Source organism: Streptomyces diversicolor, from assembly GCF_057537855.1.
On sequence record NZ_BAAJXA010000060.1, the window covers coordinates 1 to 23,167 of the forward strand.

The 23,167-nt window shown below is 71.8% G+C and carries 18 protein-coding genes and 1 pseudogene; 5 read left to right on the forward strand and 14 right to left on the reverse strand.

Translation table 11 applies throughout. The features are described 5' to 3' along the window. Nucleotides 1–163: 163 nt before the first annotated feature. The 3 genes from AC27LF_RS41340 to thyX form a co-directional block, all read right to left on the reverse strand. Complete coding sequence (locus tag AC27LF_RS41340; protein ID WP_479661936.1) at nt 164–1,849, reverse strand: ribonuclease J; 1,686 nt, start codon at nt 1,847–1,849, stop codon at nt 164–166. A 143-nt stretch (nt 1,850–1,992) separates the two neighbouring features. Beyond that, a complete protein-coding gene (dapA, locus tag AC27LF_RS41345; protein WP_479661937.1) occupies nt 1,993–2,892 on the reverse strand; it encodes a 4-hydroxy-tetrahydrodipicolinate synthase in 900 nt (299 codons plus the stop codon). A 193-nt stretch (nt 2,893–3,085) separates the two neighbouring features. Continuing rightward, nucleotides 3,086–3,826: an FAD-dependent thymidylate synthase gene (gene thyX, locus AC27LF_RS41350; protein WP_479661938.1), complete on the reverse strand. Its 741-nt coding sequence runs from the start codon at nt 3,824–3,826 to the stop codon at nt 3,086–3,088. 189 nt (nt 3,827–4,015) lie between these two features. Here thyX and AC27LF_RS41355 point away from each other — a divergent pair, with 189 nt between their 5' ends. Beyond that, the gene (locus AC27LF_RS41355; protein WP_404039615.1) at nt 4,016–4,252 is read left to right on the forward strand and encodes a hypothetical protein; all 237 of its coding nucleotides are present in this window, start codon (nt 4,016–4,018) and stop codon (nt 4,250–4,252) included. A 110-nt stretch (nt 4,253–4,362) separates the two neighbouring features. Beyond that, entirely contained in the window at nt 4,363–4,917 is a 555-nt protein-coding gene (locus tag AC27LF_RS41360) for a hypothetical protein (RefSeq protein WP_479661939.1), read from the forward strand. Between the two features lie 410 nt (nt 4,918–5,327). Here the strand turns inward: AC27LF_RS41360 and AC27LF_RS41365 are convergent, their stop codons facing one another. The 5 genes from AC27LF_RS41365 to rpsO form a co-directional block, all read right to left on the reverse strand. After that, complete coding sequence (locus tag AC27LF_RS41365; RefSeq protein ID WP_404039609.1) at nt 5,328–5,774, reverse strand: tetratricopeptide repeat protein; 447 nt, start codon at nt 5,772–5,774, stop codon at nt 5,328–5,330. A 19-nt stretch (nt 5,775–5,793) separates the two neighbouring features. Continuing rightward, complete coding sequence (gene dapB, locus AC27LF_RS41370; RefSeq protein ID WP_479661940.1) at nt 5,794–6,546, reverse strand: 4-hydroxy-tetrahydrodipicolinate reductase; 753 nt, start codon at nt 6,544–6,546, stop codon at nt 5,794–5,796. A gap of 54 nt (nt 6,547–6,600) precedes the next feature. After that, entirely contained in the window at nt 6,601–7,980 is a 1,380-nt protein-coding gene (locus AC27LF_RS41375; protein WP_479661941.1) for a M16 family metallopeptidase, read from the reverse strand. Continuing rightward, a complete protein-coding gene (locus tag AC27LF_RS41380) occupies nt 7,977–10,220 on the reverse strand; it encodes a polyribonucleotide nucleotidyltransferase (RefSeq protein WP_479661942.1) in 2,244 nt (747 codons plus the stop codon). Before AC27LF_RS41380 ends, AC27LF_RS41375 begins: the two co-directional genes overlap by 4 nt. A 307-nt stretch (nt 10,221–10,527) precedes the next feature. Then, a complete protein-coding gene (gene rpsO, locus AC27LF_RS41385) occupies nt 10,528–10,815 on the reverse strand; it encodes a 30S ribosomal protein S15 (protein WP_004982702.1) in 288 nt (95 codons plus the stop codon). 272 nt (nt 10,816–11,087) lie between these two features. Between rpsO and AC27LF_RS41390 the strand changes: the two genes are divergently transcribed. The 3 genes and pseudogenes from AC27LF_RS41390 to AC27LF_RS41400 all read left to right on the forward strand — a co-directional run bounded on the left by AC27LF_RS41390 (nt 11,088) and on the right by AC27LF_RS41400 (nt 15,584). Continuing rightward, the gene (locus AC27LF_RS41390) at nt 11,088–11,381 is read left to right on the forward strand and encodes a DUF397 domain-containing protein (protein WP_479661943.1); all 294 of its coding nucleotides are present in this window, start codon (nt 11,088–11,090) and stop codon (nt 11,379–11,381) included. A gap of 570 nt (nt 11,382–11,951) precedes the next feature. Continuing rightward, nucleotides 11,952–12,032 (forward strand): annotated as a pseudogene (locus AC27LF_RS41395) (SCO5717 family growth-regulating ATPase); the annotation flags it as partial. Nucleotides 12,033–12,572: 540 nt separating this feature from the next. After that, a complete protein-coding gene (locus tag AC27LF_RS41400) occupies nt 12,573–15,584 on the forward strand; it encodes a MinD/ParA family ATP-binding protein (protein WP_479664867.1) in 3,012 nt (1,003 codons plus the stop codon). A 75-nt stretch (nt 15,585–15,659) separates the two neighbouring features. Here the strand turns inward: AC27LF_RS41400 and AC27LF_RS41405 are convergent, their stop codons facing one another. The 6 genes from AC27LF_RS41405 to AC27LF_RS41430 form a co-directional block, all read right to left on the reverse strand. Beyond that, nucleotides 15,660–16,610 carry a bifunctional riboflavin kinase/FAD synthetase gene (locus AC27LF_RS41405; RefSeq protein ID WP_479661945.1) on the reverse strand — a complete coding sequence of 317 codons (951 nt, stop codon included), beginning with the start codon at nt 16,608–16,610 and terminating at the stop codon, nt 15,660–15,662. Nucleotides 16,611–17,051: 441 nt separating this feature from the next. Beyond that, on the reverse strand, nt 17,052–17,957 hold the full coding sequence (truB, locus tag AC27LF_RS41410) for a tRNA pseudouridine(55) synthase TruB (protein ID WP_479661946.1): 906 nt from the start codon (nt 17,955–17,957) through the stop codon (nt 17,052–17,054). Beyond that, the gene (gene rbfA, locus AC27LF_RS41415; protein ID WP_479661947.1) at nt 17,954–18,406 is read right to left on the reverse strand and encodes a 30S ribosome-binding factor RbfA; all 453 of its coding nucleotides are present in this window, start codon (nt 18,404–18,406) and stop codon (nt 17,954–17,956) included. Before rbfA ends, truB begins: the two co-directional genes overlap by 4 nt. Nucleotides 18,407–18,445: 39 nt before the next feature. Then, nucleotides 18,446–18,739: a DUF503 domain-containing protein gene (locus AC27LF_RS41420; RefSeq protein ID WP_121895592.1), complete on the reverse strand. Its 294-nt coding sequence runs from the start codon at nt 18,737–18,739 to the stop codon at nt 18,446–18,448. An 820-nt stretch (nt 18,740–19,559) separates the two neighbouring features. Continuing rightward, the gene (gene infB / locus AC27LF_RS41425) at nt 19,560–22,640 is read right to left on the reverse strand and encodes a translation initiation factor IF-2 (protein WP_479661948.1); all 3,081 of its coding nucleotides are present in this window, start codon (nt 22,638–22,640) and stop codon (nt 19,560–19,562) included. Nucleotides 22,641–22,803: 163 nt separating this feature from the next. Then, a complete protein-coding gene (locus tag AC27LF_RS41430; protein WP_479661949.1) occupies nt 22,804–23,085 on the reverse strand; it encodes a YlxR family protein in 282 nt (93 codons plus the stop codon). Nucleotides 23,086–23,167: the final 82 nt, after the last annotated feature.

Here is a 23,167-nt window from a genome sequence, read left to right on the forward strand (position 1 = left end):
GATTCTGAGCCGGATTTTCCGCCTCGATGGGGCAGGACTCAGCGCACATGAAGCGGCCGGGCTTCCCTCTGAGGCGGAGCCGTAAACGTACTGGAGCGGGGTGCCCCGATGCAAATCGGGGCACCCCGCTCCGGGTTCACACGGACGAGGGAACGTCCGCGGGTCAGACCTCCACGACGACCGGGAGGATCATCGGCCTGCGCCGATAGGTGTCCGAGACCCACTTGCCCAGGGCACGGCGGATGAGCTGTTGCAGCTGGTGGGGTTCCACGACGCCGTCCTGGGCGGATCGCTCCAGCGCTTCCGTGATCTTCGGGATGACGCCCGCGAAGGCGGAGTCCTCGATGCCGGAGCCGCGGGCCTGGACGTGCGGGCCGCCCGTGATCTTGCCGGTGGAGGAGTCCACCACCACGAAGACCGAGATGATGCCCTCGTCGCCGAGGATCTTGCGGTCCTTCAGGGCGGGCTCGCCGACATCGCCGACCGAGAGTCCGTCGACGTACACATAGCCGGCCTGGACCTTGCCTGAGATCTTCGCCTTGCCCTCGACGAGGTCGACGACGACGCCGTCCTCCGCGATGACGATCCGGTCGTGCGGGATGCCGGTGAGGGCTCCCAGTTCGGCGTTGGCCCGCAGGTGGCGCCACTCGCCGTGCACCGGCATCAGGTTCTTCGGGCGGCAGATGTTGTAGAAGTACAGCAGCTCGCCGGCGGACGCGTGGCCGGAGACATGCACCTTGGCGTTGCCCTTGTGGACGACGTTGGCGCCCCAGCGGGTCAGGCCGTTGATCACGCGGTAGACGGCGTTCTCGTTGCCCGGGATGAGGGACGAGGCCAGGATGACCGTGTCGCCGTCGACGATGCGGATCTGGTGGTCCCTGTTGGCCATCCGGGACAGGGCGGCCATCGGTTCGCCCTGGGAGCCCGTGCAGACCAGGACCACCTCGTCGTCCGGCAGGTCGTCGAGCGTCTTGACGTCCACCACCAGGCCCGGCGGGACCTTCAGATAGCCCAGGTCGCGGGCGATGCCCATGTTGCGGACCATCGAGCGGCCGACGAAGGCGACCCGGCGACCGTACTCGTGTGCCGCGTCCAGGATCTGCTGGATGCGGTGGACGTGGCTGGCGAAGCTGGCCACGATGATCCGCTTGCGGGCGCTCGCGAAGACCTGGCGCAGGACGTTGGAGATGTCCCGCTCGTGCGGGGTGAAGCCGGGGACCTCGGCGTTGGTGGAGTCGGTGAGAAGGAGGTCGATGCCCTCCTCGCTCAGCCGTGCGAACGCGTGTAGATCTGTGAGGCGATTGTCCAGCGGCAGCTGGTCCATCTTGAAGTCGCCCGTGTGGACCGCCATGCCGGCGGGGGTGCGGATCGCGACCGCGAGGGCGTCCGGGATGGAGTGGTTGACCGCGATGAACTCGCAGTCGAAGGGGCCGATGCGCTCGCGGTTGCCCTCGGCGACTTCGAGGGTGTACGGGCGGATGCGGTGTTCCTGGAGCTTCGCCTCGATCAGCGCGAGGGTGAGCTTGGAGCCGATCAGCGGGATGTCCGGCTTCTCCTTGAGAAGGAACGGCACTCCGCCGATGTGGTCCTCGTGGCCGTGGGTGAGGACGATGCCGTCGACGTCGTCGAGGCGGTCTCTGATGGACGAGAAGTCCGGCAGGATCAGATCGATTCCGGGCTGCTCCTCCTCGGGGAAGAGCACTCCGCAGTCGACGATCAGCAGGCGGCCGCCGTACTCGAAGACCGTCATGTTCCGGCCGATCTCGCCGAGACCGCCGAGCGGGGTGACCCGCAGGCCGCCTTCGGGGAGCGGCGGGGGTGAGCCGAGTTCAGGATGCGGATGACTCAAAAGACTCTCCTCACCACACGCGCCACGTACCGGTGGGCACGTGGCGCGCGTGACGTTCGTGCAGAAGCAGTTGTCGTTGTCGGATGCGGGCACCGGTGGCCCGCCTGTTCAGTTGTGAAGCCCGGGTGGTGCCAAGTCTGGTGTTAGAGCTGTACCCCGCCGGCGGCAAGATCGATCTTGAGCTGTGCGATCTCCTCGGGCGTGCACTCGACCATGGGTGCGCGCAGCGGTCCGGCGGGCAGTCCCTGGAGGGCGAGCGCGGCCTTGGCCGTCATGACGCCCTGGGTGCGGAACATGCCGGTGTAGACGGGGAGCAGCTTCTGGTGGATCTCGGTGGCCTTGTGGACGTCGCCCGAGGTGAAGGCGTCGACCAGGGCGCGCAGGTCCGGGGTGACCACATGGCCGACGACCGAGACGAAGCCGACCGCGCCGATGGAGAGCAGCGGCAGATTGAGCATGTCGTCGCCGGAGTACCAGGCGAGTCCGGACCGGGCGATGGCCCACCCGGCCCGGCCGAGGTCGCCCTTGGCGTCCTTGTTGGCGACGATCCTCGGGTGCTCGGCGAGGCGGACCAGGGTCTCGGTGTTGATCGGTACGCCGCTGCGGCCGGGGATGTCGTACAGCATGACCGGCAGTTCGGCGGCGTCGGCGACGGCGGTGAAGTGCCGGTACAGGCCCTCCTGCGGGGGCTTGTTGTAGTACGGGGTGACGACCAGGAGGCCGTGTGCGCCGGCCTTCTCCGCGGCGCGGGCCAGTTCGATGCTGTGGTGGGTGTCGTTGGTGCCGACACCGGCCACGACGTGGGCGCGGTCGCCGACCGCCGCCAGTACCGCTCGTACGAGATCCGTTTTCTCCGCGTCGCTGGTGGTGGGGGACTCGCCGGTGGTGCCGTTGACGATCAGGCCGTCGTTGCCTGCGTCCACCAGGTGGGTGGCGAGCCGCTGGGCGCCGTCGAGGTCGAGCGCGCCGTCCGCCGTGAAGGGCGTGACCATGGCGGTGAGGACCCGCCCGAAGGGGGTCTGCGGAGTGGAGGTCGGAGCCATGGGTAACACGCTACTCGCTGCTCACTGCGCGGTCTGCCCTAGGGGTGACGGGAAAGTCCGGACAAATGCGGAGCCCGGCACTGCCTGCTCGGGGGTTCAAGCAGTGCCGGGTCCGTTTGATCAGGCTAGATGAACTTCTCTAAATGCCGCAATACGGACACTTCGCGAGGCTGATCCGTACCTGCGTGCGGTCTCAGGGGGCGACGCGGCCGTTGGCGTTGAAGGCGGCGTGGGTGAGCGGCATGAGCTGGGCCCAGGCGGCCTCCATCCGCTCGCCGACCATCTCGATCTCCCGCTGCGGGAAGGACGGCACCTTGGCCAGCTCGTGCTGGGTGCGCAGGCCGAGGAAGTGCATCAGCGAGCGGGCGTTGCAGGTGGCGTACATCGAGGAGTAGAGGCCGACCGGGAGCACCGACCGGGCCACCTCGCGGGCGATCCCCTCGGCGAGCATCTGCTGGTAGGTCCGGTACGCCTGGCGGTAGGACTCCTCCATGGCGCGCGTCACCAGCTCGTGCTGGCCGGGTGAGCCCTCGACGAACACGTACTTGCCCGGCCGTCCCTGCTGCACCAGCTTGCGCGACGTGTCCGGCACGTAGAACACCGGCTGCAGCTCGCGGTAGCGGCCGGACTCCTCGTTGTAGGACCAGCCCACGCGGTGCCGCATGAACTCGCGGAACACGAAGATCGGGGCGCTGACGAAGAACGTCATCGAGTTGTGCTCGAACGGGCTGCCGTGCCGGTCCCGCATAAGGAAGTTGATCAGGCCCTTCGAGCGCTCGGGGTCCTTGTTCAGCTCGTCAAGGGACTGCTCCCCGGCCGTCGAGACGCGGGCCGCGAACAGCACGTCGGCGTCCGCCGCGCTGTGCTTGACCAGTTCGACGGTGACATCGCTGCGCAGCTCGATCTTGAACTCGTCGTCGGGGGTGGGGGTCACGATGCGGCGGGTCCTTCCCATCTCGTCACTTGGCGACGCCACTCTACGGCCCGCCAAAGGGGGCGTTCACTGCCGGGACCCAATGAATTTGGCGAAACCGGGCACCTTTCCCGTCGCTCACTCGTCTGTCCGGGTGAGAGCCATCCGTTCGATCACGATGTCCGCTTCCCGAAGGGAGATGTCCGCCCGATGTTCCGCCGGCGCGAACCCGTGCCGTTCGCCTTCCTCGCCGAGGCCGACAAGTTCCGCAGCAATGTCGCTCCCCCGCCGCGTCAGCGCGCGTCCGCCGGTCAGATGGCCGGGCGCTGGCTGCTCGGACTCACCCTAGTGGCCGGGCTCGTGGGCTCCCTCGTCCTCGGGATACCCGCGCTGTCCACTCCCGCCGCCCCACAGACCCCGCAGTCGCAGGCCGCGCAGGGGCGCTGACCGGGCACGGCCCGTGCGCCCCCCTTACGGACCCCCGCGGGTGGTGAGCGGGAACCCCGGCGGATAGCCTCACCGGGCACAGCCCATGCATGGACGAGTGAGGACCAGCCGTGCCCCTGCCCTTCCTGACGGCCGACCGCGCCTTCGAGGCAGCCGACGACATCGCGTTGCCGCACGACGACCGCGCCCGTTGGCGCCGGCCCTACCGGCCGGGTCCCTGGCGGGTGGGAGCGGCCGCGCTGTGGCTGCTGCTCGCCTCGTTCGTGCTGTTCGGCGCCGTCATCATCGCCCTGACCGCCGCGCCGGCCTCCGCGGGGGTGGTGTTCGCGCTCGCGCTGCTCGTCATCGCCGCGGCACTGCGGCTGCTGCGCATGGGCGTGTGGGTGAGCGCGCGCGGCCTGCGCCATGTGGCCTTCCTCGTCACCCGCACCGTGCCCTGGAAGCGGGTCGTCGCGGTGCGTACGGTGCAGACGCCGGTGCGCTGGCTCGGGCTGCCGCGCACGGTGCAGGGGCAGGCGCTGGTCCTCGTACGCCAGGACCGTGCGGCCGAGGAGTCCGCGCCGCTGCTGACCACGCACAACCTCGACTTCCTGGGTCGGATCTCGGCCTTCGACCGGGCGGCGGACACCATCGAGGCATGGGCGGCGGAGTACCGGCGGGGCTGAGCGGCACATGGGGCGGGGCCCGGCCCGCACGATCGGCGCAGTGCCTCGCCTCTTGCCGTATGCGTTGAGGGCGGCCTCGGCCAGGACAGCACGGCAGAGCGGTGGCGGGGGCGGCTGGGGTTGCGGACGGCGTTCGACGGCACGCTGATGTGGGCACCCGCCCTGGCCTTGCGCCATCACGTGCGGGATGAGAAACGGGACGCACCGGACCGGGCCGCCCCCGTCGGCGGACCTGTGGCGTGCGGGCCTCAGCGCACCGATGACGCGTGCGCGAGCCTCAGCACGCCGACGACGGGTGCGGGCTCAGCACGCCGACTTCGTGCGCGGGCCTCAGCACGTCGACTTCGTGCGCGGGCCTCAGCACGTCGACTTCGCGCGCGGGCCTCAGCGCACCGATGGCGTGTGCGGGCTCAGCGTGCCGACGACTGGTGCAGGGCGATGGCCCGCTGCATCGCCTTGCGGGCACGCGGGGTGTCGCGGGCGTCGTGGTAGGCGACGGCGAGGCGGAACCAGCTGCGCCAGTCGTCGGGGGCCGCCTCCGTCTCCGCCTTGCGCCGGGCGAAGACCTCGTCGGCCGAGTCCCGGTCGATGCGGCCCGCGGCGGTGCGCTTCAACTCGTCGACGGGCAGTCCGCCCTCGGCGTCGAGTTCGGCGGCGAGCTGGTTGGCCCGGCGGACGAACTGGGTGTTCTTCCACAGGAACCACACCCCGATCACCGGCAGGATCAGCACCGCGATCCCGAAGGTGACCGTGAGCAGGGTGCCGGACTGGATGAGCATGACGCCGCGGCTGCCGACCAGGACGAAGTAGAAGACCAGCAGGGCGGCCGTGACGGCGTAGGAGATCTTCGCGCGCATGGGAGCAGGGGTCCTCGGATCAGCCCAGGTCCAGGAAGTGTTCCAGGCCGAACGTCAGGCCGGGAGCCGACACCACGCGGCGCGCGCCGAGCAGGATGCCCGGCATGAAGCTGCTGTGGTGCAGGGAGTCATGGCGGATGGTGAGGGTCTCGCCCTCGCCGCCGAGCAGCACCTCCTGGTGGGCGAGCAGCCCGCGCAGCCGTACGGCGTGGACGGGGACGCCGTCCACGCTCGCGCCACGGGCGCCGTCCAGGGCGCTGACGGTCGCGTCCGGCGCCGGTGCCGAGCCGGCCAGGCGGCGCGCCTCGGCGATGAGCTGGGCCGTGCGCGTGGCGGTCCCGGACGGGGCGTCCACCTTGTTCGGGTGGTGCAGTTCGATGACCTCGACCGACTCGAAGTAGGGCGCGGCGATCTGCGCGAACTTCATGGTCAGGACGGCGCCGATGGAGAAGTTCGGGGCGATGAGCACGCCCGTCTCCGGGGACTGGGCGAGCCAGCCGCGCAGCTGCGCAAGGCGCTCCTCGGTCCAGCCGGTGGTGCCGACGACGGCGTGGATGCCGTGCCGCACGCAGAAGTCGAGGTTGCCCATCACCGAGGCGGGGGTGGTCAGTTCGACCGCGACCTGGGCGCCGGTCTCCGCCAGCGTCTCCAGCCTGTCGCCCCGGCCGAGGGCGGCCACCAGTTCCATGTCCTCGGCGGCCTCGACGGCCCGTACCGCCTCGGAACCGATCCGGCCCCTGGCACCGAGGACCGCCACGCGCAGCTTGCTCATGTTCTTGCTTCCTAACCGGAGGTGATGGGACCCGAGGTGGGGTGGCCGGGTGCGCTAGGCGACGGCTTCGTGCAGCCGCGCGGCCTGTTTGTCCTTGAGCGGGCCGATGACCGACAGGGAGGGCCGCCGGCCGAGGACGTCACGGGCGACCGCGCGGACCTCGTCCGGGGTGACCTGTGCGATCCGGGTCAGCATGTCATCGACGGACATCTGCTCGCCCCAGCACAGCTCACTCTTGCCGATACGGTTCATCAGCGCGCCGGTGTCCTCAAGGCCGAGCACCGTCGAGCCCTGGAGCTGCCCCATGGCGCGGGCGATCTCGTCGTCGGACAGCCCGTGCTCGGCGACGTGGTCCAGTTCGTCGCGGCAGATCTTCAGCACGTCGTGCACCTGGCTCGGGCGGCAGCCCGCGTACACGCCGAACAGGCCGCAGTCGGCGAACCCGGAGGTGTACGAGTACACGCTGTAGGCCAGGCCGCGCTTCTCGCGGACCTCCTGGAACAGCCGGGAGGACATCCCGCCGCCCAGCGCCGTGTTCAGCACGCCCAGGGCCCAGCGGCGGTCGTCGGTGCGGGCCAGGCCCGGCAGGCCGAGCACCACGTGCGCCTGCTCGGTCTTGCGGCCGAGCAGTTCGACGCGGCCGGCGGTGCGGATCGTGCGGCGGCCGTCGCGCGGCGCGACGGGCACCGCGTCCGGGCTGCCGAGCGCGCCGGCCTTCTCGAAGGCGGCCCTGACCTGGCGTACGACCTTGTTGTGGTCGATGTTGCCCGCGGCCGCCACGACCAGGTGCGTCGGGTCGTAGTGCTTCTTGTAGAAGCGGCGGATGCGGTCCGCGGAGAGGGCGTTGACCGTGTCGACCGTGCCGAGGACGGGCCGGCCGAGGGCGCTGTCGCCGAACATGGTGTGCGCGAACAGGTCGTGCACGCAGTCGCCGGGGTCGTCCTCGGTCATGGCGATCTCTTCGAGGATGGCGCCGCGCTCGACGTTGACGTCCTCTTCGAGGATCAGCGAGCCCGTCAGCATGTCGCAGACGACGTCGATGGCGAGCGGCAGATCGGTGTCGAGCACGCGCGCGTAGTAGCACGTGTACTCCTTCGCCGTGAACGCGTTCATCTCGCCGCCGACCGCGTCGATCGCGGCGGAGATGTCCAGCGCGGATCTGCGGCCGGTGCCCTTGAAGAGCAGGTGCTCCAGGTAGTGCGTGGCGCCGTTGAGCGCCGGCGTCTCGTCGCGGGAGCCGACGTGCGCCCAGATGCCGAAGGTGCCGGAGCGCACCGAGGGCAGGGTCTCGGTGACGATGCGCAGGCCGCCCGGGAGGGTGGTCTTGCGGACCGTGCCGATGCCGTTGGTGCCCTGGATGAGGGTTTGGGTACGGGCGACGGCCCGCGCCTCCGTGGAGGTGCGGGCCGTCGCCATGGCGTTACGCGACGTCACTTGTCGGCGTCGTCCTTCTTGTCCGAGCCCGCGGCGGCACCGCCGTCGGGGGCACTGTCCTCGCCCTCGATCACCGGGATGAGGGAGAGCTTGCCGCGGGAGTCGATCTCGGCGATCTCGACCTGGACCTTCTGGCCCACGCCGAGCACGTCGTCGACGTTCTCCACGCGCTTGCCGCCGGCCAGCTTGCGGATCTGCGAGATGTGCAGCAGACCGTCCTTGCCGGGCAGCAGGGAGACGAACGCACCGAAGGTGGTCGTCTTCACGACCGTACCGAGGTAGCGCTCGCCGACCTCGGGCATCGTCGGGTTGGCGATGCCGTTGATCGTGGTGCGGGCGGCCTCGGCGGACGGGCCGTCGGCGGCACCGATGTAGATCGTGCCGTCGTCCTCGATGGTGATCTCGGCGCCCGTGTCCTCCTGGATCTGGTTGATCATCTTGCCCTTGGGGCCGATGACCTCGCCGATCTTGTCGACCGGGATCTTGACGGTGATGATCCGCGGGGCGTGCGGGGACATCTCGTCGGGCCGGTCGATGGCCTCCATCATCACGTCGAGGATGTGCAGGCGGGCGTCGCGGGCCTGCTTGAGGGCCGCGGCCAGGACGGAGGCCGGGATGCCGTCCAGCTTGGTGTCGAGCTGGAGGGCGGTCACGAAGTCCTTCGTGCCGGCGACCTTGAAGTCCATGTCGCCGAAGGCGTCCTCCGCACCGAGGATGTCGGTGAGGGTGACGTAGTGCGTCTCGCCGTCGATCTCCTGGGAGATCAGGCCCATGGCGATGCCGGCGACCGGGGCCTTCAGCGGCACACCGGCGTTCAGCAGCGACATGGTGGAGGCGCAGACGGAGCCCATGGAGGTCGAGCCGTTGGAGCCCAGGGCCTCGGAGACCTGGCGGATCGCGTAGGGGAACTCCTCGCGGGTCGGCAGGACCGGGACCAGGGCGCGCTCGGCGAGGGCGCCATGGCCGATCTCGCGGCGCTTCGGGGAGCCGACGCGGCCGGTCTCGCCGGTGGAGTACGGCGGGAAGTTGTAGTTGTGCATGTAGCGCTTGCGGGTCACCGGGGAGAGGGTGTCCAGCTGCTGCTCCATGCGGAGCATGTTGAGGGTGGTGACGCCCAGGATCTGGGTCTCGCCACGCTCGAACAGCGCGGAGCCGTGCACCCGCGGGATGGCCTCGACCTCGGCGGCGAGCGTCCGGATGTCCGTGACGCCACGGCCGTCGATGCGCTTCTTCTCCTTGATGACGCGCTCCCGGACCAGACTCTTGGTCAGCGAGCGGTACGCGGCGGAGATCTCCTTCTCGCGGCCCTCGAACTCCGGCAGCAGCTTCTCGGCGGCGAGCTGCTTGACGCGGTCCAGCTCCGCCTCGCGCTCCTGCTTGCCGGCGATGGTGAGCGCCTGGGCCAGCTCGGGCCGGACGGCGCCGGTCAGGGCCTCCAGGACGTCGTCCTGGTAGTCCAGGAAGATGGGGAACTCGCCGACCGGCTTGGCGGCCTTGGCGGCGAGGTCGGCCTGGGCCTTGCACAGGACCTTGATGAACGGCTTCGCGGCCTCCAGGCCGGCGGCGACGACCTCCTCGGTCGGCGCCTCGGAGCCACCGGCGACCAGCTTGATGGTCTCCTCGGTGGCCTCGGCCTCGACCATCATGATCGCGACGTCGCCGTCCTCCAGGACGCGACCGGCGACGACCATGTCGAAGACGGCGTCCGCCAGCTCGGTGTGGGTCGGGAACGCCACCCACTGGCCGCGGATCAGCGCGACGCGCACGCCGCCGATCGGGCCGGAGAAGGGCAGGCCGGCCAGCTGGGTCGACGCGGACGCGGCGTTGATCGCGACGACGTCGTACAGGTGGTCGGGGTTGAGGGCCATGACCGTGGCGACGATCTGGATCTCGTTGCGCAGGCCCTTCTTGAACGAGGGGCGCAGCGGCCGGTCGATGAGCCGGCAGGTGAGGATCGCGTCCTCGGAGGGGCGGCCCTCACGGCGGAAGAAGCTGCCGGGGATCTTCCCGGCCGCGTACATCCGCTCCTCGACGTCCACCGTCAGCGGGAAGAAGTCGAGCTGGTCCTTGGGGGTCTTGGAGGCGGTGGTGGCCGACAGCACCATGGTGTCGTCGTCCAGGTACGCCACGGCGGAACCGGCGGCCTGCTTGGCCAGGCGGCCCGTCTCGAAGCGGATGGTACGGGTGCCGAAGGCGCCGTTGTCGATGACGGCCTCGGCGTAGTGGGTCTCGTTCTCCACTAGCGTTTTCTCCGTTACTTGTCGTCTTCGTCCCGCGGCTGCCCGTGTGGCAGGGGGACGGTCGCGGAGAAGCGCTCCGTCTGGTGCGGGCCGGTCTTCGATCGAAGCACCCGGGGCTCCCCCGGGGGCCACTACCGAGGACCGGCGGCGGCGAGGTGCGCTCCTCCTCGTTCATTGTCGTGCTGTGTCGTATGTATTGCGTTGTGCTACCACACTACAAAGCGTGAGTGACACTCCGCACGTTTCCGTACGTACAGCAAAGGGAGCGGCCCCCGATCGTTCCGGGAACCGCTCCCTTCGCGGCGTCTTACTTGGCGCCCGCCGCACCGCGGCGGATGCCAAGGCGGTCGACCAGGGCGCGGAAGCGCTGGATGTCCTTCTTCGCCAGGTACTGCAGCAGGCGGCGGCGCTGACCGACGAGGATCAGCAGACCGCGACGGGAGTGGTGGTCGTGCTTGTGGGTCTTCAGGTGCTCCGTCAGGTCGGAGATCCGACGGGACAGCAGAGCGACCTGGACCTCGGGGGAGCCGGTGTCGCCCTCCTTGGTACCGAACTCGGAGATGATCTGCTTCTTCGTGGCGGCGTCGAGCGACACGCGTACTCCTCTTGATCTGTGAGTGGCCGCCGAGTGCCCCCGGTCTTCGTCTCGGGGGAGCTTCCACAACTCGGAGGCGGGGATCCGTCGCGCGCGTCCGTCAGGGCCCGTGAGGGGTTCCGGGGGTGCGCGCACATACGGCCGTCACTCAGGGTACCAGGCGGACGCGTGTGCCTTTGCCCCGGCCGCCGAAGCACTCCGCGGCGACCGCGGCGGCCACTAGGGTGAGCGCCCGGATCAACGGTATACGTGCGGGAAGGGGTCGCTGCGGCATGGCGGAGACGGCGGAGGAGATCAAGGCGCGCAAGGAGCGGGAGCGCGACGAGCTGTACGCGCTCGACATCTCGGACGTCGAGTGGCACAGCGCGCCGGGCACGGAGCAGCACGAGGAGCGGGTCGAGATCGCGTACCTGCCCGGCGGGGCGGTGGCCATGCGGTCGTCCCTCGATCCGGACACCGTGCTGCGGTACACGGAGGCGGAGTGGCGGGCGTTCGTGCTCGGAGCGCGGGACGGCGAGTTCGATCTGGAACCCGCGCCGCAGGACGGGGCGCCCGCCGCGGAGTGAGCGGGGCGCGGCCGGAGTGAGCGGCACGCGCGCGTAGGGGAACGTGGCCGCCGGGTCGAGCGGCACACGCGCGTGCGAGGGAATTGCCGGCCCGGTTGAGCGGTACGCGCGCGTGGGGGAAGGTGCCCGTTCGCCTTCCCCCACGCGCGCGTGGCCTAGTTGTATTGCCCCGTGAGGTCGGCACTGCGTTACCGGCCCCCGCCATGCCGGTCAATTCTTGTGCGAGGCACGCCGGTTCGGGACCGACACTGATCGACCCCTGCCCCATTCCACCCCCCTTGTTCATACTTGTCTTGCGGAATGTTCACCAATACGCGGACTGTGTACGGCACTTCAGGGCAGGGTGTGACGGAGTGGGCGCATGCCCGGGGGCGGACGGGCCTGCCGGGGCGGGGGGCTCGGTGACTAGGCTGGGAGCGGGCGTGACGCCGGTACCCATGGACGGGACGTCGGCGCCCCAGGGGGAGAGCCGGTGGATCGGACTACCTCGAACGACAACGGACGACTGAGAACGACACGAGATGGTCGCCCCGGCACGGCACGAGGGTGCTCGACCAAGCGGGAGGAACTGTGAGCAGCGATCGGGACGGGATCCGCGGGGGCTGGGCCACACCCGGCGATGACCAGCCCGACGCGGAGTCGGCCATCGAGACGACCGGCGAATTCACCATCGACTACGCGCCGCCCGCCTGGTACACGCAGAACGCGGCGGGCGTTACGGGCGCTACGGGGGCGTCCGGATCTTCCGGATCTTCCGGGTCTTCCGAGCCCTCGGAGTCATCTGGGCCATCGGGCTCGTCGGGATCCTCCGGGTCGCCCGGTCCGTCGGAGGCATCCGGTGGTTCATCGCAGCAGGCGGGCGGGGCGTCCGGGCCCGGTGCGTCCCCTTCCTCGTCTTCCCCGTCTTCCTCATCTTCCCCGTCTTCCTCGTTCCCGAGGCAGGGCTCGCCGTTCCCGCCCGGTGCGCCGATTCCGGGTCTGACTCCTCCGCCGCACGCACAGGCCGGCGGGGCGTCGGGCCCCGCTTCTCCGGCGCCCGGGGCCCCGTTCACGCCCCCGGCGCCCGCGCCCGGGGCGCCCTTCACGCCGCCGGCTCCGGCGCCCGGCGCGCCGTTCACTCCCCCCGCGCCCGCGGCCGGGCCGGGTGCGCCGTTCACTCCGCCCCCGCCGCCCACCGGGAGTCCCGTCGCGGTGCCGAAGCTGCCGGTGGGCAGCGGGTTCGAGCCGCAGCAGCCGCAGCCGCAGCCGCAGCCGCAGACCGATCCCGCGTCGCCGACGGCCGTTCCGGACATTCCGGTCGCCGGAGCCCAGCCGTGGGCGGCGTCCTCGCCCACGGCTCCCCCGGCCCCTGCCGCGGCCGACGCGGACGAAGAAGCCGACGCGGACGAAGAGCAGCCGGACAACGGCGACCTGGAGAGCGGCGCCACGATGCGGTTCTCCTCGGTGGCGTTGAAGCGTGAACTCGCGGAACTCGCCGGGGGCGCGGGGCGTGCGAGTGCGGGCGACGGCGTGAACTCCGCGGCGGACGAGGCCATTGCGCCCGCATCGAGTGACGGTGAGGAAGAGCCGGCGGCGTCGGAGACGCAGGCCGTCGAGGGGGAGGCTGCCGAAAGTACGGCCGGGGAGCCGGACGCCGACGCCGAGGACTCGGGCGGCGACCGCGACGGCTCGGGTGAGGAGCCCGACGGCACGGGTGAGGAGCGCGACGGCTCGGTGGAGGCGGAGTCCGAGCCTGCCTCGGCCGTCGGCACGGCGGCCACGGAGGGCGAGGCCGAGACCGGGACCGCGGCGGAGGACTCGCTCCTTGCGCGCGCCCCGGCGACGGACACGGGTGCCGGTGCGGACGCGGGCGTGGCCGCGGAAGCCCAGGTCGATACGGATGTGTACGCGGATGCCGACGCCGTCGGCGCCGGGTCCACGGATGGCGGGCAGGCCCTCGACGACGATGGGGCCGTGGACGCCGACGCGGCACCGGAGATCGCGGCGGCCGAGGACGCGGCACCGTACGCGGCACCGCAGGACGCGGTACCCGCGACTCCGCCCGCGCCCCAGGACGCCTTTCCGATCGCGCCCCCGGCACCGCAGGACGCCGTACCCACCACGCCGCCCGCCGTGCCGCCCACACCGCAGGACGCCGTGCCTCCGGCACCCGTCGCGCCGCCTGCCGCGCCGCTGGCGCCCCAGGACGCCGTACCCACCGCACCGCCCGCGCCGCGGGACGCCATGCCCACCGCACCCCCCGTGCCGCAGGGCCCTCCGCCCGTCTGGCCGCCCGTGCCGGGGCCGCAGGGTGCGGTGCCGCCGTTGCCGCCCTCGTACCAACCCGCCGCGCCCGCGCCCGCCGCGCAGTGGCCCGTGCAGCCGGGGTCGCAGCAGCCCGCCCCCGGTCAGGCGGCCCAGCAGGGTCAGGCCGAGCCCGGTCTGACCGACCCGCGGGCAGCCGGTGCCGAGGGTCCGGCGGGCGGGGCGCCGCAGCCGCCGGCCGTCCAGCCGCAGGCTCCCCCGCCCGCGCCCGCCGCCTGGAACCAGCCCGCACCGCCCGCTCCCCAGGGTGGCTACGGCTTCCCGAACCCGGCCGACCCCCAGCCGGGCGCTGCCCCCGCCCCGGCTCCCGGCACGCCCGCGGGCTACGGCTTCCCGCAACCCGGAGCCCCCGCCCCGCAGCCGCCCGGCGCCCCGGCACCCAACGCGCCCAACGCGCCCAACGCGCCCACGCCCAACGCGCCCACGCCCGCCGCGCAGCCGGGGACCGCGCGGCCGGCGGCCGACCAGCCGCCCGTCGGACAGCCCGCCGGTTACGGCTTCCCGCAGCCGCCGGTCACTCCCAACCCGCCGGTCCAGCCCGGGGGTTACGGCTTCCCCCAGCAGCCCGCACCGTCGGGGCAGCCGCAGCCGCAGCCTCACGCCCAGGCTCAGCAGGCCGTGCCCCCGCAGGCCCGGCAGCAGCCCGTCGACCCGCGGGCGGGCGCCGCCTGGCCGCAGCCGCTCCAGCACGACCAGCGGCAGCCGACCAACCCCGGTGCCGCGCCGCTCGGTTACACCGCGGCCGTCGAGCTGTCCTCCGACCGGCTGCTCAACAACAAGAGGCAGAAGGCGAAGAGCGGCCGGACAGCCGCCCAGTCCTCCCGTTTCAGGATCGGCGGGAAGAAGGAAGAGGCCGAGCGGCAGCGGAAGTTGCAGCTGATCCGCACCCCGGTGCTGTCCTGCTACCGGATCGCGGTGATCAGCCTCAAGGGCGGCGTGGGCAAGACCACCACGACGACCGCGCTGGGCGCCACGCTCGCCAGCGAGCGGCAGGACAAGATCCTCGCCATCGACGCCAACCCGGACGCCGGCACGCTCGGCCGCCGGGTGCGCCGCGAGACCGGGGCGACCATCCGCGACCTCGTCCAGGCGATCCCGTACCTCAACTCGTACATGGACATCCGGCGCTTCACCTCGCAGGCGCCGTCCGGCCTGGAGATCATCGCCAACGACGTCGACCCGGCCGTGTCCACGACCTTCAACGACGAGGACTACCGGCGCGCGATCGACGTGCTCGGCCGGCAGTACCCGGTCATCCTCACCGACTCGGGCACCGGTCTGCTGTACAGCGCGATGCGCGGGGTACTCGACCTCGCCGACCAGCTCATCATCATCTCGACGCCGTCCGTGGACGGCGCGAGCAGCGCCAGCACCACGCTGGACTGGCTGTCCGCGCACGGGTACGCCGACCTGGTCGCGCGGTCCATCACCGTGATCTCCGGGGTGCGCGAGACCGGGAAGATGATCAAGGTCGAGGACATCGTGGCGCACTTCGAGACCCGGTGCCGCGGTGTGGTCGTGGTGCCCTTCGACGAGCACCTGGCGGCCGGTGCCGAGGTCGACCTCGACATGATGCGCCCGAAGGTGCGCGAGGCGTACTTCAACCTGGCCGCCATGGTCGCCGAGGACTTCACCCGGCACCAGCAGGCGCAGGGGCTGTGGACCAGCGACGGCAACCCGCCGCCGGTGGCCGCGCCGCCGCTGCCGGGCCAGCCGCTGCCCGGGCAGCCGCTGCCGGGCCAGCCGTACCAGCAGGTCCCGGCGCAGCAGCCGTACCCGCACCAGGGCGCGCCCTATGCGCAGCCCGCGGCCCCGCCGCCCTATCCGCAGCAGGCGCAGCAGGCGCAGCAGCCGTATCCGCAGCAGGCCCAGCCGCCGCAGGCACCGCCCGAGCGGTAGGACGGCGGTACGGCAAGGCGAAGGGCGGCCGGTGCGATGCGGCACCGGCCGCCCTTCGGCGTTGTGGGCGGCGGGCTACGCGTCGTCCGCCGCGATCAGCTCCCGGCAGCGCTTCACGTCGTCGGCCATCTGCTCCAGCAGGGCCTCCAGCGAGTCGAACCTCGCCTGCCCGCGCACATACGCCAGGAAGTCCACGGCGACGTGCAGCCCGTACAGGTCGAGCCCCACGCGGTCGATGGCGTACGCCTCCACCGTGCGCTCGGTGCCGTCGAACTGCGGGTTGGTGCCGACGGAGATCGCGGCCGGCATGACCTCGCCCTGGGCGTGCAGATAACCGGCGTACACGCCGTCGGCGGGGATCGCGGTGTGCGGAAGCGTCTCGACGTTGGCGGTGGGGAAGCCCAGTTCGCGACCGCGCTGGGCGCCACGGACGACCACGCCCTCCACGCGGTGCGGGCGGCCCAGGATCTCCCTGGCGCCCGCGACGTCGCCCTCGGCGACCAGACGCCGGGTGAGGGTCGAGGAGAACGGCTCGCCGTCGCCGGCGGCGCCCGTCACGAACAGGTCGACGACCTCGACCTCGAAGTCGTAGATCTCGCCCTGCTCGGAGAGGAAGCGGACGTTGCCGGCCGCCCGGTGTCCGAAGCGGAAGTTCGGGCCCTCGACGACCGCCCTGGCATGCAACTTGTCCACCAGGACCTTCACGACGAACTCGGCGGGCGACAGCTTCGAGAACTCGGTGGTGAACGGCAGGATCAGCACCGCGTCCACGCCCAGCTCGGCCATCAGCTCGGCCCGGCGGTGGTGCGGGGCGAGCAGCGGGGGGTGACTGCCCGGGCGGACGACCTCGCTGGGGTGCGGGTCGAAGGTCACCACGACGGAGGGGACGCCCAGCTCGCGGGCACGGTCCACGGTGTGCCTGATGATGAGCTGGTGGCCGCGGTGGACTCCGTCGTAGGAGCCGATGGTGACGACGCTGCGCCCCCAGTCCTGGGGGATGTCCTCCAAGCCACGCCAGCGCTGCACTGTGACCGCTCCTCGAACCCGTGTCCGTTTCTACCTGACCGCTTACGCAGGTCTAAGGGTGCCATGCCGGGTGCCCCCGCCCCGCATCGGCATGGGGTTGTGACCGGGCGCACGCGGGCACCGCGTATCCGGGGACCGCCCGGACCACCGATCGTACGGAACCCGTGTCACGCGGGGACGCGCACGCCCGCCGCCATCGAGCCTCCGGCTCGCGCCCGGTCCGGCCGGCCGGGTTGTGGATCGGCGCCGGGGACTCGTCAGAGCGGGGTTCCTGGCGAAAGCGCCCCCTTGTGCTCCCCTGGTTCACTCCGAGCGCCTGCCCGGCCGGGTGAATGGGCGGGGACAGCTGGATAACCCTAGGGGTGGGGGAACCGAGGGGGAACCGTGGAGCGGCGGCAGGGGCACCCCGTGCCCCGCCGCTCCACGGTCCGGACGAAGCCGTCAGCCGAAGACGGCCAGGCTCTTCGCCTTGCCCTTCTGTTCCTCGACGAGCGCGAGGAAGCGGCCCTCGGGGTCGAACACCGCGACGGCGCCGCGGCCCGCGTACACGTCGGGCATCTCCAGCCGTACGCCGTTGAGGAGCAGCCGGGCCCGTCTGGCGTCCACGTCCCAGCGCGGGAAGGCGGCCGCGGCGGCCTGCGCGATCGGCATCACGGTCAGCTCCTGCTGGAGCTGGTCCAGGGTCCGCGCCGACTCCAGTCGGTACGGTCCGACGCGGGTGCGGCGCAGCGCGGTGAGGTGACCGCCCACGCCCACATCGGCGCCGAGGTCGCGGGCGAGGGCGCGGATGTAGGTGCCGGAGGAGCAGACCACCGAGACCACCAGGTCGAGCACCGGGGTGCCGTCCTCGGCGACGGCGTCCCGGACGTCGTACACCGTGAAGGAGGAGATGGTGACCGGCCGGGCGGGGATCTCGAAGTCCTCGCCCTCGCGGGCCCGTTTGTACGAGCGCACCCCGTCGATCTTGATGGCGCTGACCTTGGACGGCACCTGCATGATGTCGCCGGTCAGCTTGGCGACGCCGGCGTCGACGGCCTCGCGGGAGACTTTGGAGGCATCGGTCGCGGCGGTGATCTCGCCCTCCGCGTCGTCGGTGAGCGTCGTCTGACCGAGCCGGATGGTGCCCAGGTACTCCTTCTCCGTCAGGGCGAGGTGCCCGAGGAGCTTCGTCGCCCTCTCGACGCCGAGGACGAGCACGCCGGTCGCCATCGGGTCGAGGGTGCCCGCATGCCCGACACGGCGCGTCCGCGCGATCCCGCGCATCTTGGCGACCACGTCGTGCGAAGTGAAGCCCGACGGCTTGTCGACGATGACGAGGCCGTCGGGCGTGGTGTGCTTGCTGGTCATTCGCCGGCGACGTCCGTCTCGTCGTCCGATCCGGGCTTGCGGTACGGGTCCGCCTCACCGGCGTACGCCGCGCCCGCTGACGCCTCGCGCACCTTCGCGTCGGAGGCGCGCGCCCGGTCGAGAAGGTCCTCGATGTTCCGGGCGGTGTCCGGCAGGGCGTCCGCGACGAAGGTGAGCGTCGGCGTGAACTTCACGCCGGCGGCCCGGCCGACCTCGGAGCGCAGGATGCCCTTGGCGCTCTCCAGTCCGGCCGCGGCGGCCTTCCGCTCCTCGTCGTCGCCGTACACCGTGTAGAAGACGGTCGCCTCCCGCAGGTCTCCGGTGACCCGGGTGTCCGTGATGGTGACGTGCGAGCCGAGCCGCGGGTCCTTGATCCCACGCTGCAGCTTCTGGGCCACCACCTCCCGGATGAGGTCCGCCAGCCTTTTCGCCCGCGCGTTGTCGGCCACTGGTCCGTCTCCCGTTCTTTCTTCTTCTGCGTTCTGTGGTCAGTCGTCGTCGCCGTGGAAGCGCCGCCGTACCGACAGCAGCTCCACTTCGGGGCGGCCGGCGACCAGCCGTTCGCACCGGTCGAGTACGTCGCTCAGGTGCCCCGCGTCGCCGGAGACCATCGCGAGGCCGATCAGGGCCCGGCGATGGAGGTCCAGATGATCCACCTCGGCCGCGCTCACCGCATACTTGCGCTGCAGTTCGGCGACGATCGGGCGGACGACGGAGCGCTTCTCCTTCAGCGACCGTACGTCGCCGAGGAGGAGGTCGAAGGACAGCGTCCCCACGTACATGTGTCCCCGGATGACCCGCCGGTACGGGATCGAATGGCCCTGCCCTCGGGATCGGGAGGGACATCAAGAACGGTACCGCGTGCCTGCCGGCGGCTCGACGGGGTTTTCGCGGTGCCGTCGGGTGTGGGTGCGGTGGGTGTCGTCTCGGGTTGCCTCTCCCACCCACCCGCCCGTGACGGTCGGCCGAGCCCTCAGCCCCGCGGGGCTCCGCCCCGGACCCCGTGGACCCGTGGCGCAACCCCCGGACCGTCCGGCCCGCGCCGAGACGGGCAGGTGGACACAGCCGGGACCCGAACGAAACCCCGCACGAGCACCCACGCCGCGGGGCTCCGCCCCGGACCCCAAAAGGCCCGGAGCACAACCCCCGGACCGTCCAACCCACGCCGAGACGGGCAGGTGGACACAGCCGGGACCCGAACGAAACCCCGCACGAGCACCCACGCCGCGGGGCTCCGCCCCGGACCCCAAAAGGCCCGGAGCACAACCCCCGGACCGTCCAGCCCGCGCCGAAAGGGCGGGTGGACAGAGACGGGACCCGGACGAAGGGGCTCCGCCCCGGACCTCACAAGGCGCGGAGCACAACCCCCGGGCCGTCCGGCCCGCGGCGAGACGGGCCGGGTGGGCAGGAGCCTGTGATGGGAGCGTTCGGGCCGCCGGGATCGGGGCGGGCGGAGGCCGTGGCGGGGTCGGTCGACCCGCTGACGCCTCGGCGGGTCGGTGGAGCCCTGTGGTGGGGCCGGCCCGGCCCGCCGGGGGGGGATGTGGGTACCGGCCGGCGGGACCGTATGGTCCGCCGGCCGGTTTCACGCCCGGCCGGGGGCTATGCCCGCGGCTTCTCCCTCAGCTCGTACGTCGCGATGACGTCGTCGACCTTGATGTCGTTGAAGTTGCCGAGGTTGATACCGCCCTCGAACCCTTCGCGGATCTCGGTGACGTCGTCCTTGAAGCGACGCAGGCCGTCGATGGTGAGGTTCTCCGCGACGACCTTGCCGTCGCGCAGCAGGCGCGCCTTGCTGTTGCGCTTGACCTCGCCCGAGCGGATGAGCACACCGGCGATGTTGCCCAGCTTGGACGACTTGAAGACCTCGCGGATCTCCGCCGTGCCCAGCTCGACCTCTTCGAACTCCGGCTTGAGCATGCCCTTGAGGGCCGCCTCGATCTCCTCGATCGCCTGGTAGATGACCGAGTAGTACCGGACGTCCACGCCCTCGCGCTCGGCCATCTGCTGCGCACGGCCTGCCGCGCGCACGTTGAAGCCGATCACGATGGCGTCGGAGCCCATCGCCAGATCGATGTCGGACTCCGTGACCGCACCGACGCCGCGGTGCAGGACGCGGATGTCGACCTCTTCGCCGACGTCCAGCTGGAGCAGCGAGGACTCCAGTGCCTCGACGGATCCGGAAGCGTCGCCCTTGATGATCAGGTTCAGCTGCTGGACCTCGCCGGCCTTCAGCACCTTGTCCAGGTCCTCCAGGGACACGCGGCGCGTGCGCTTCGCGAAGGCCGCGTTGCGCTCGCGGGCGGCGCGCTTCTCCGCGATCTGGCGGGCCGTACGGTCCTCGTCGACGACGAGGAAGTTGTCGCCGGCGCCCGGGACGTTGGTCAGACCCAGGACCTGGACCGGCGTGGACGGGCCGGCCTCGGCGACGTTGTTGCCGTTGTCGTCGAGCATGGCCCGGACACGGCCGTAGGCGTCGCCCACGACCATCGTGTCGCCCACGCGGAGCGTGCCTCGCTGGACGAGGACCGTCGACACGGCACCGCGGCCGCGGTCGAGCCGGGACTCGATCGAGATGCCCTGCGCGTCCTGGTTCGGGTTGGCCCGCAGGTCCAGGGCGGCGTCGGCGGTCAGCACGACCGCCTCCAGCAGGCTGTCGATGTGCAGACCCTGCTTGGCGGAGATGTCGACGAACATCGTGTCGCCGCCGTACTCCTCGGCCACCAGGCCGTACTCGGTCAGCTGACCGCGCACCTTGGTCGGGTCCGCGCCCTCGACGTCGATCTTGTTGACCGCGACCACGATCGGCACGTCGGCCGCCTTGGCGTGGTTCAGGGCCTCGACCGTCTGCGGCATCACACCGTCGTTGGCCGCGACCACGAGGATCGCGATGTCCGTCGACTTGGCACCGCGGGCACGCATGGCGGTGAACGCCTCGTGACCCGGGGTGTCGATGAAGGTGATCGCCCGCTCTTCGCCGTTGACCTCGGTCGCGACCTGGTAGGCACCGATGTGCTGGGTGATGCCGCCGGCCTCGCCCGCGATGACGTTCGTCTTGCGGATGGCGTCGAGGAGCCGGGTCTTTCCGTGGTCGACGTGACCCATGACGGTGACCACCGGCGGGCGGACCACCAGGTCCTCCTCGGAGCCCTCGTCCTCGCCGAACTCGATGTCGAAGGACTCCAGGAGCTCGCGGTCCTCCTCCTCGGGGCTGACGATCTGAACCGTGTAGTTCATCTCGCCGGCGAGGAGTTGCAGGGTCTCGTCGGAGACGGACTGCGTCGCGGTGACCATCTCGCCCAGGTTCATCATGACCGCGACGAGCGACGCCGGGTTGGCGTTGATCTTCTCCGCGAAGTCGGTGAGCGACGCGCCGCGGGAGAGACGGATGGTCTCGCCGTTGCCGCGCGGCAGCATCACGCCGCCGACGCTCGGGGCCTGCATGGCCTCGTACTCCTGGCGCCGCTGCCGCTTCGACTTGCGGCCACGGCGGGCGGGACCGCCGGGACGGCCGAAGGCACCCTGCGTGCCGCCACGGCCACCGGGGCCGCCGGGACGACCGCCGAAGCCGGGACGGCCACCGCCGCCACCGGCACCGCCGAAGCCGCCACCGCCGCCGCCACCGGGACGGCCGGCGAAGCCGCCACCGCCACCGGGACGACCGCCGCCGCCACCGCCGGGACGGCCGGCGAAGCCGCCGCCACCGCCGGGACGACCGCCGCCGGGACGGCCGGCACCTGCCGGGCCGCGACCGCCGCCGGGGCCCGGACGCGGACCGGCAGCGGGACGCTGCGGCATCATGCCGGGGTTCGGACGCGGGCCGCCGGGGCCGCCGCCGGGACGCGGACCGCCCTGCGGACGGGGCATGCCGGCCGGGCTGGGCCGACCCGAGGAACCGGAGTGACCACCGGGAGCCTGCGGACGCGGACCGCCGCCCTGGGCGCCGGGCGCCTGCGGACGGGGGCCGCCGCCGGGGCCGCCGGGGCCGCCCGGACGCGCGCCCTGCGGACGGGGCGCCTGCGGGCGCGCCATGCCGGTGGAGCCACCGGAGGTGAAGGGGTTGTTGCCCGGTCGCGGACCGGCCGGACGGGCGCCGGGGCGTCCCTGGCCGCCGGAGCGCGGGGCACCCTGGCCCGGACGGCCCTGGCCCTGGCCCTGCGCGCCCGGACGGGCACCGGGCTTGGGGGCGCCGGGGCGGGCGCCGGGACGCGGGCCCTGGGCAGCGGCCGGGGACGGAGCCGGGGCCGACGGCGGAGCGGTGAACTCCGGCGTGGTGGGCGCCGCGGGGGCCGGACGGGGCGCGGGCTTCGGGCCCGGGCGCGGTCCGGGGGCCGGCGCGGGCGCCGACGGGGCCGCGGGCTGCTGGGCCGCGGGGGGCCTCGGGGCGGCCGGCTTCGGTGCGGCCGGACGCTCCCCCACTGTCCTGGCGGCATGGGAGTTGCCCCCAGCCTGCGCCGGGCTCGGCGCGGCGGGCTTGGGGGTGGCCTTGCGCGGGGCGGGCTTGGCGGCGGACCTGCCGTTGCCACCGCCCTGGAAGGCGTCAGTCAGCTTGCGTACTACGGGCGCCTCGATCGTCGAGGACGCCGAACGGACGAATTCACCGAGTTCCTGGAGCTTGGCCATGACGACCTTGCTCTCCACACCGAACTCCTTGGCGAGTTCGTAGACCCGGACCTTAGCCACTTCGCTCCTTTGAGGTCCGGGTTGCGGCCGGACCGTCGCTAGTTCATGGGCGTACTCATCGCGTACTCATCGAGTGCTCATCGCAATCTCGACCTGCTTTCGACTCGCGAGGTACCAGGCCGCACGGGGTTCCGTACGGCACGTCTTTCCTTGCCGTGTTGCCTCAGCAACTGTGTGTCTGCTCGACGTACCGGCGCAACGCCATTACGTCGAGCGGTCCCGGGACGCGGAGCGCCCGCGGAAACACCCGGCGGCGTACCGCCTGATCGAGACAGACCGGGACGGGGTGCACATAAGCACCCCGGCCGGGCAGCGTACCGCGAGGATCGGGGACGCAGGCGTCCTCGACCGCCACGATGCGCAACAGTTCGATCTTGGCCGCTCGCTGCCTGCACCCCACACAGGTGCGCTCAGGGCATGCGCGGGCTCGCGTCCGGCCAGACACTGCTAAGTCTACCTCCCCGCACCGACCTCACCCCTACGGGGCAAAGATCGAACGGTTGTTGTCGTGTTCCAAGCGACCTGCG

Bases quoted from the DNA above. Each gene is read 5' to 3' on its own strand.
- AC27LF_RS41365 (WP_404039609.1), bottom strand. From the start codon at position 5,774: ATGCGCGCGAAGATCTCCTACGCCGTCACGGCCGCCCTGCTGGTCTTC.
- dapB (WP_479661940.1), bottom strand. From the start codon at position 6,546: ATGAGCAAGCTGCGCGTGGCGGTCCTCGGTGCCAGGGGCCGGATCGGT.
- truB (WP_479661946.1), bottom strand. From the start codon at position 17,957: ATGACCAGCAAGCACACCACGCCCGACGGCCTCGTCATCGTCGACAAG.
- AC27LF_RS41355 (WP_404039615.1), top strand. From the start codon at position 4,016: ATGTTCCGCCGGCGCGAACCCGTGCCGTTCGCCTTCCTCGCCGAGGCC.
- AC27LF_RS41390 (WP_479661943.1), top strand. From the start codon at position 11,088: ATGGCGGAGACGGCGGAGGAGATCAAGGCGCGCAAGGAGCGGGAGCGC.
- dapA (WP_479661937.1), bottom strand. From the start codon at position 2,892: ATGGCTCCGACCTCCACTCCGCAGACCCCCTTCGGGCGGGTCCTCACC.
- AC27LF_RS41420 (WP_121895592.1), bottom strand. From the start codon at position 18,739: ATGTACGTGGGGACGCTGTCCTTCGACCTCCTCCTCGGCGACGTACGG.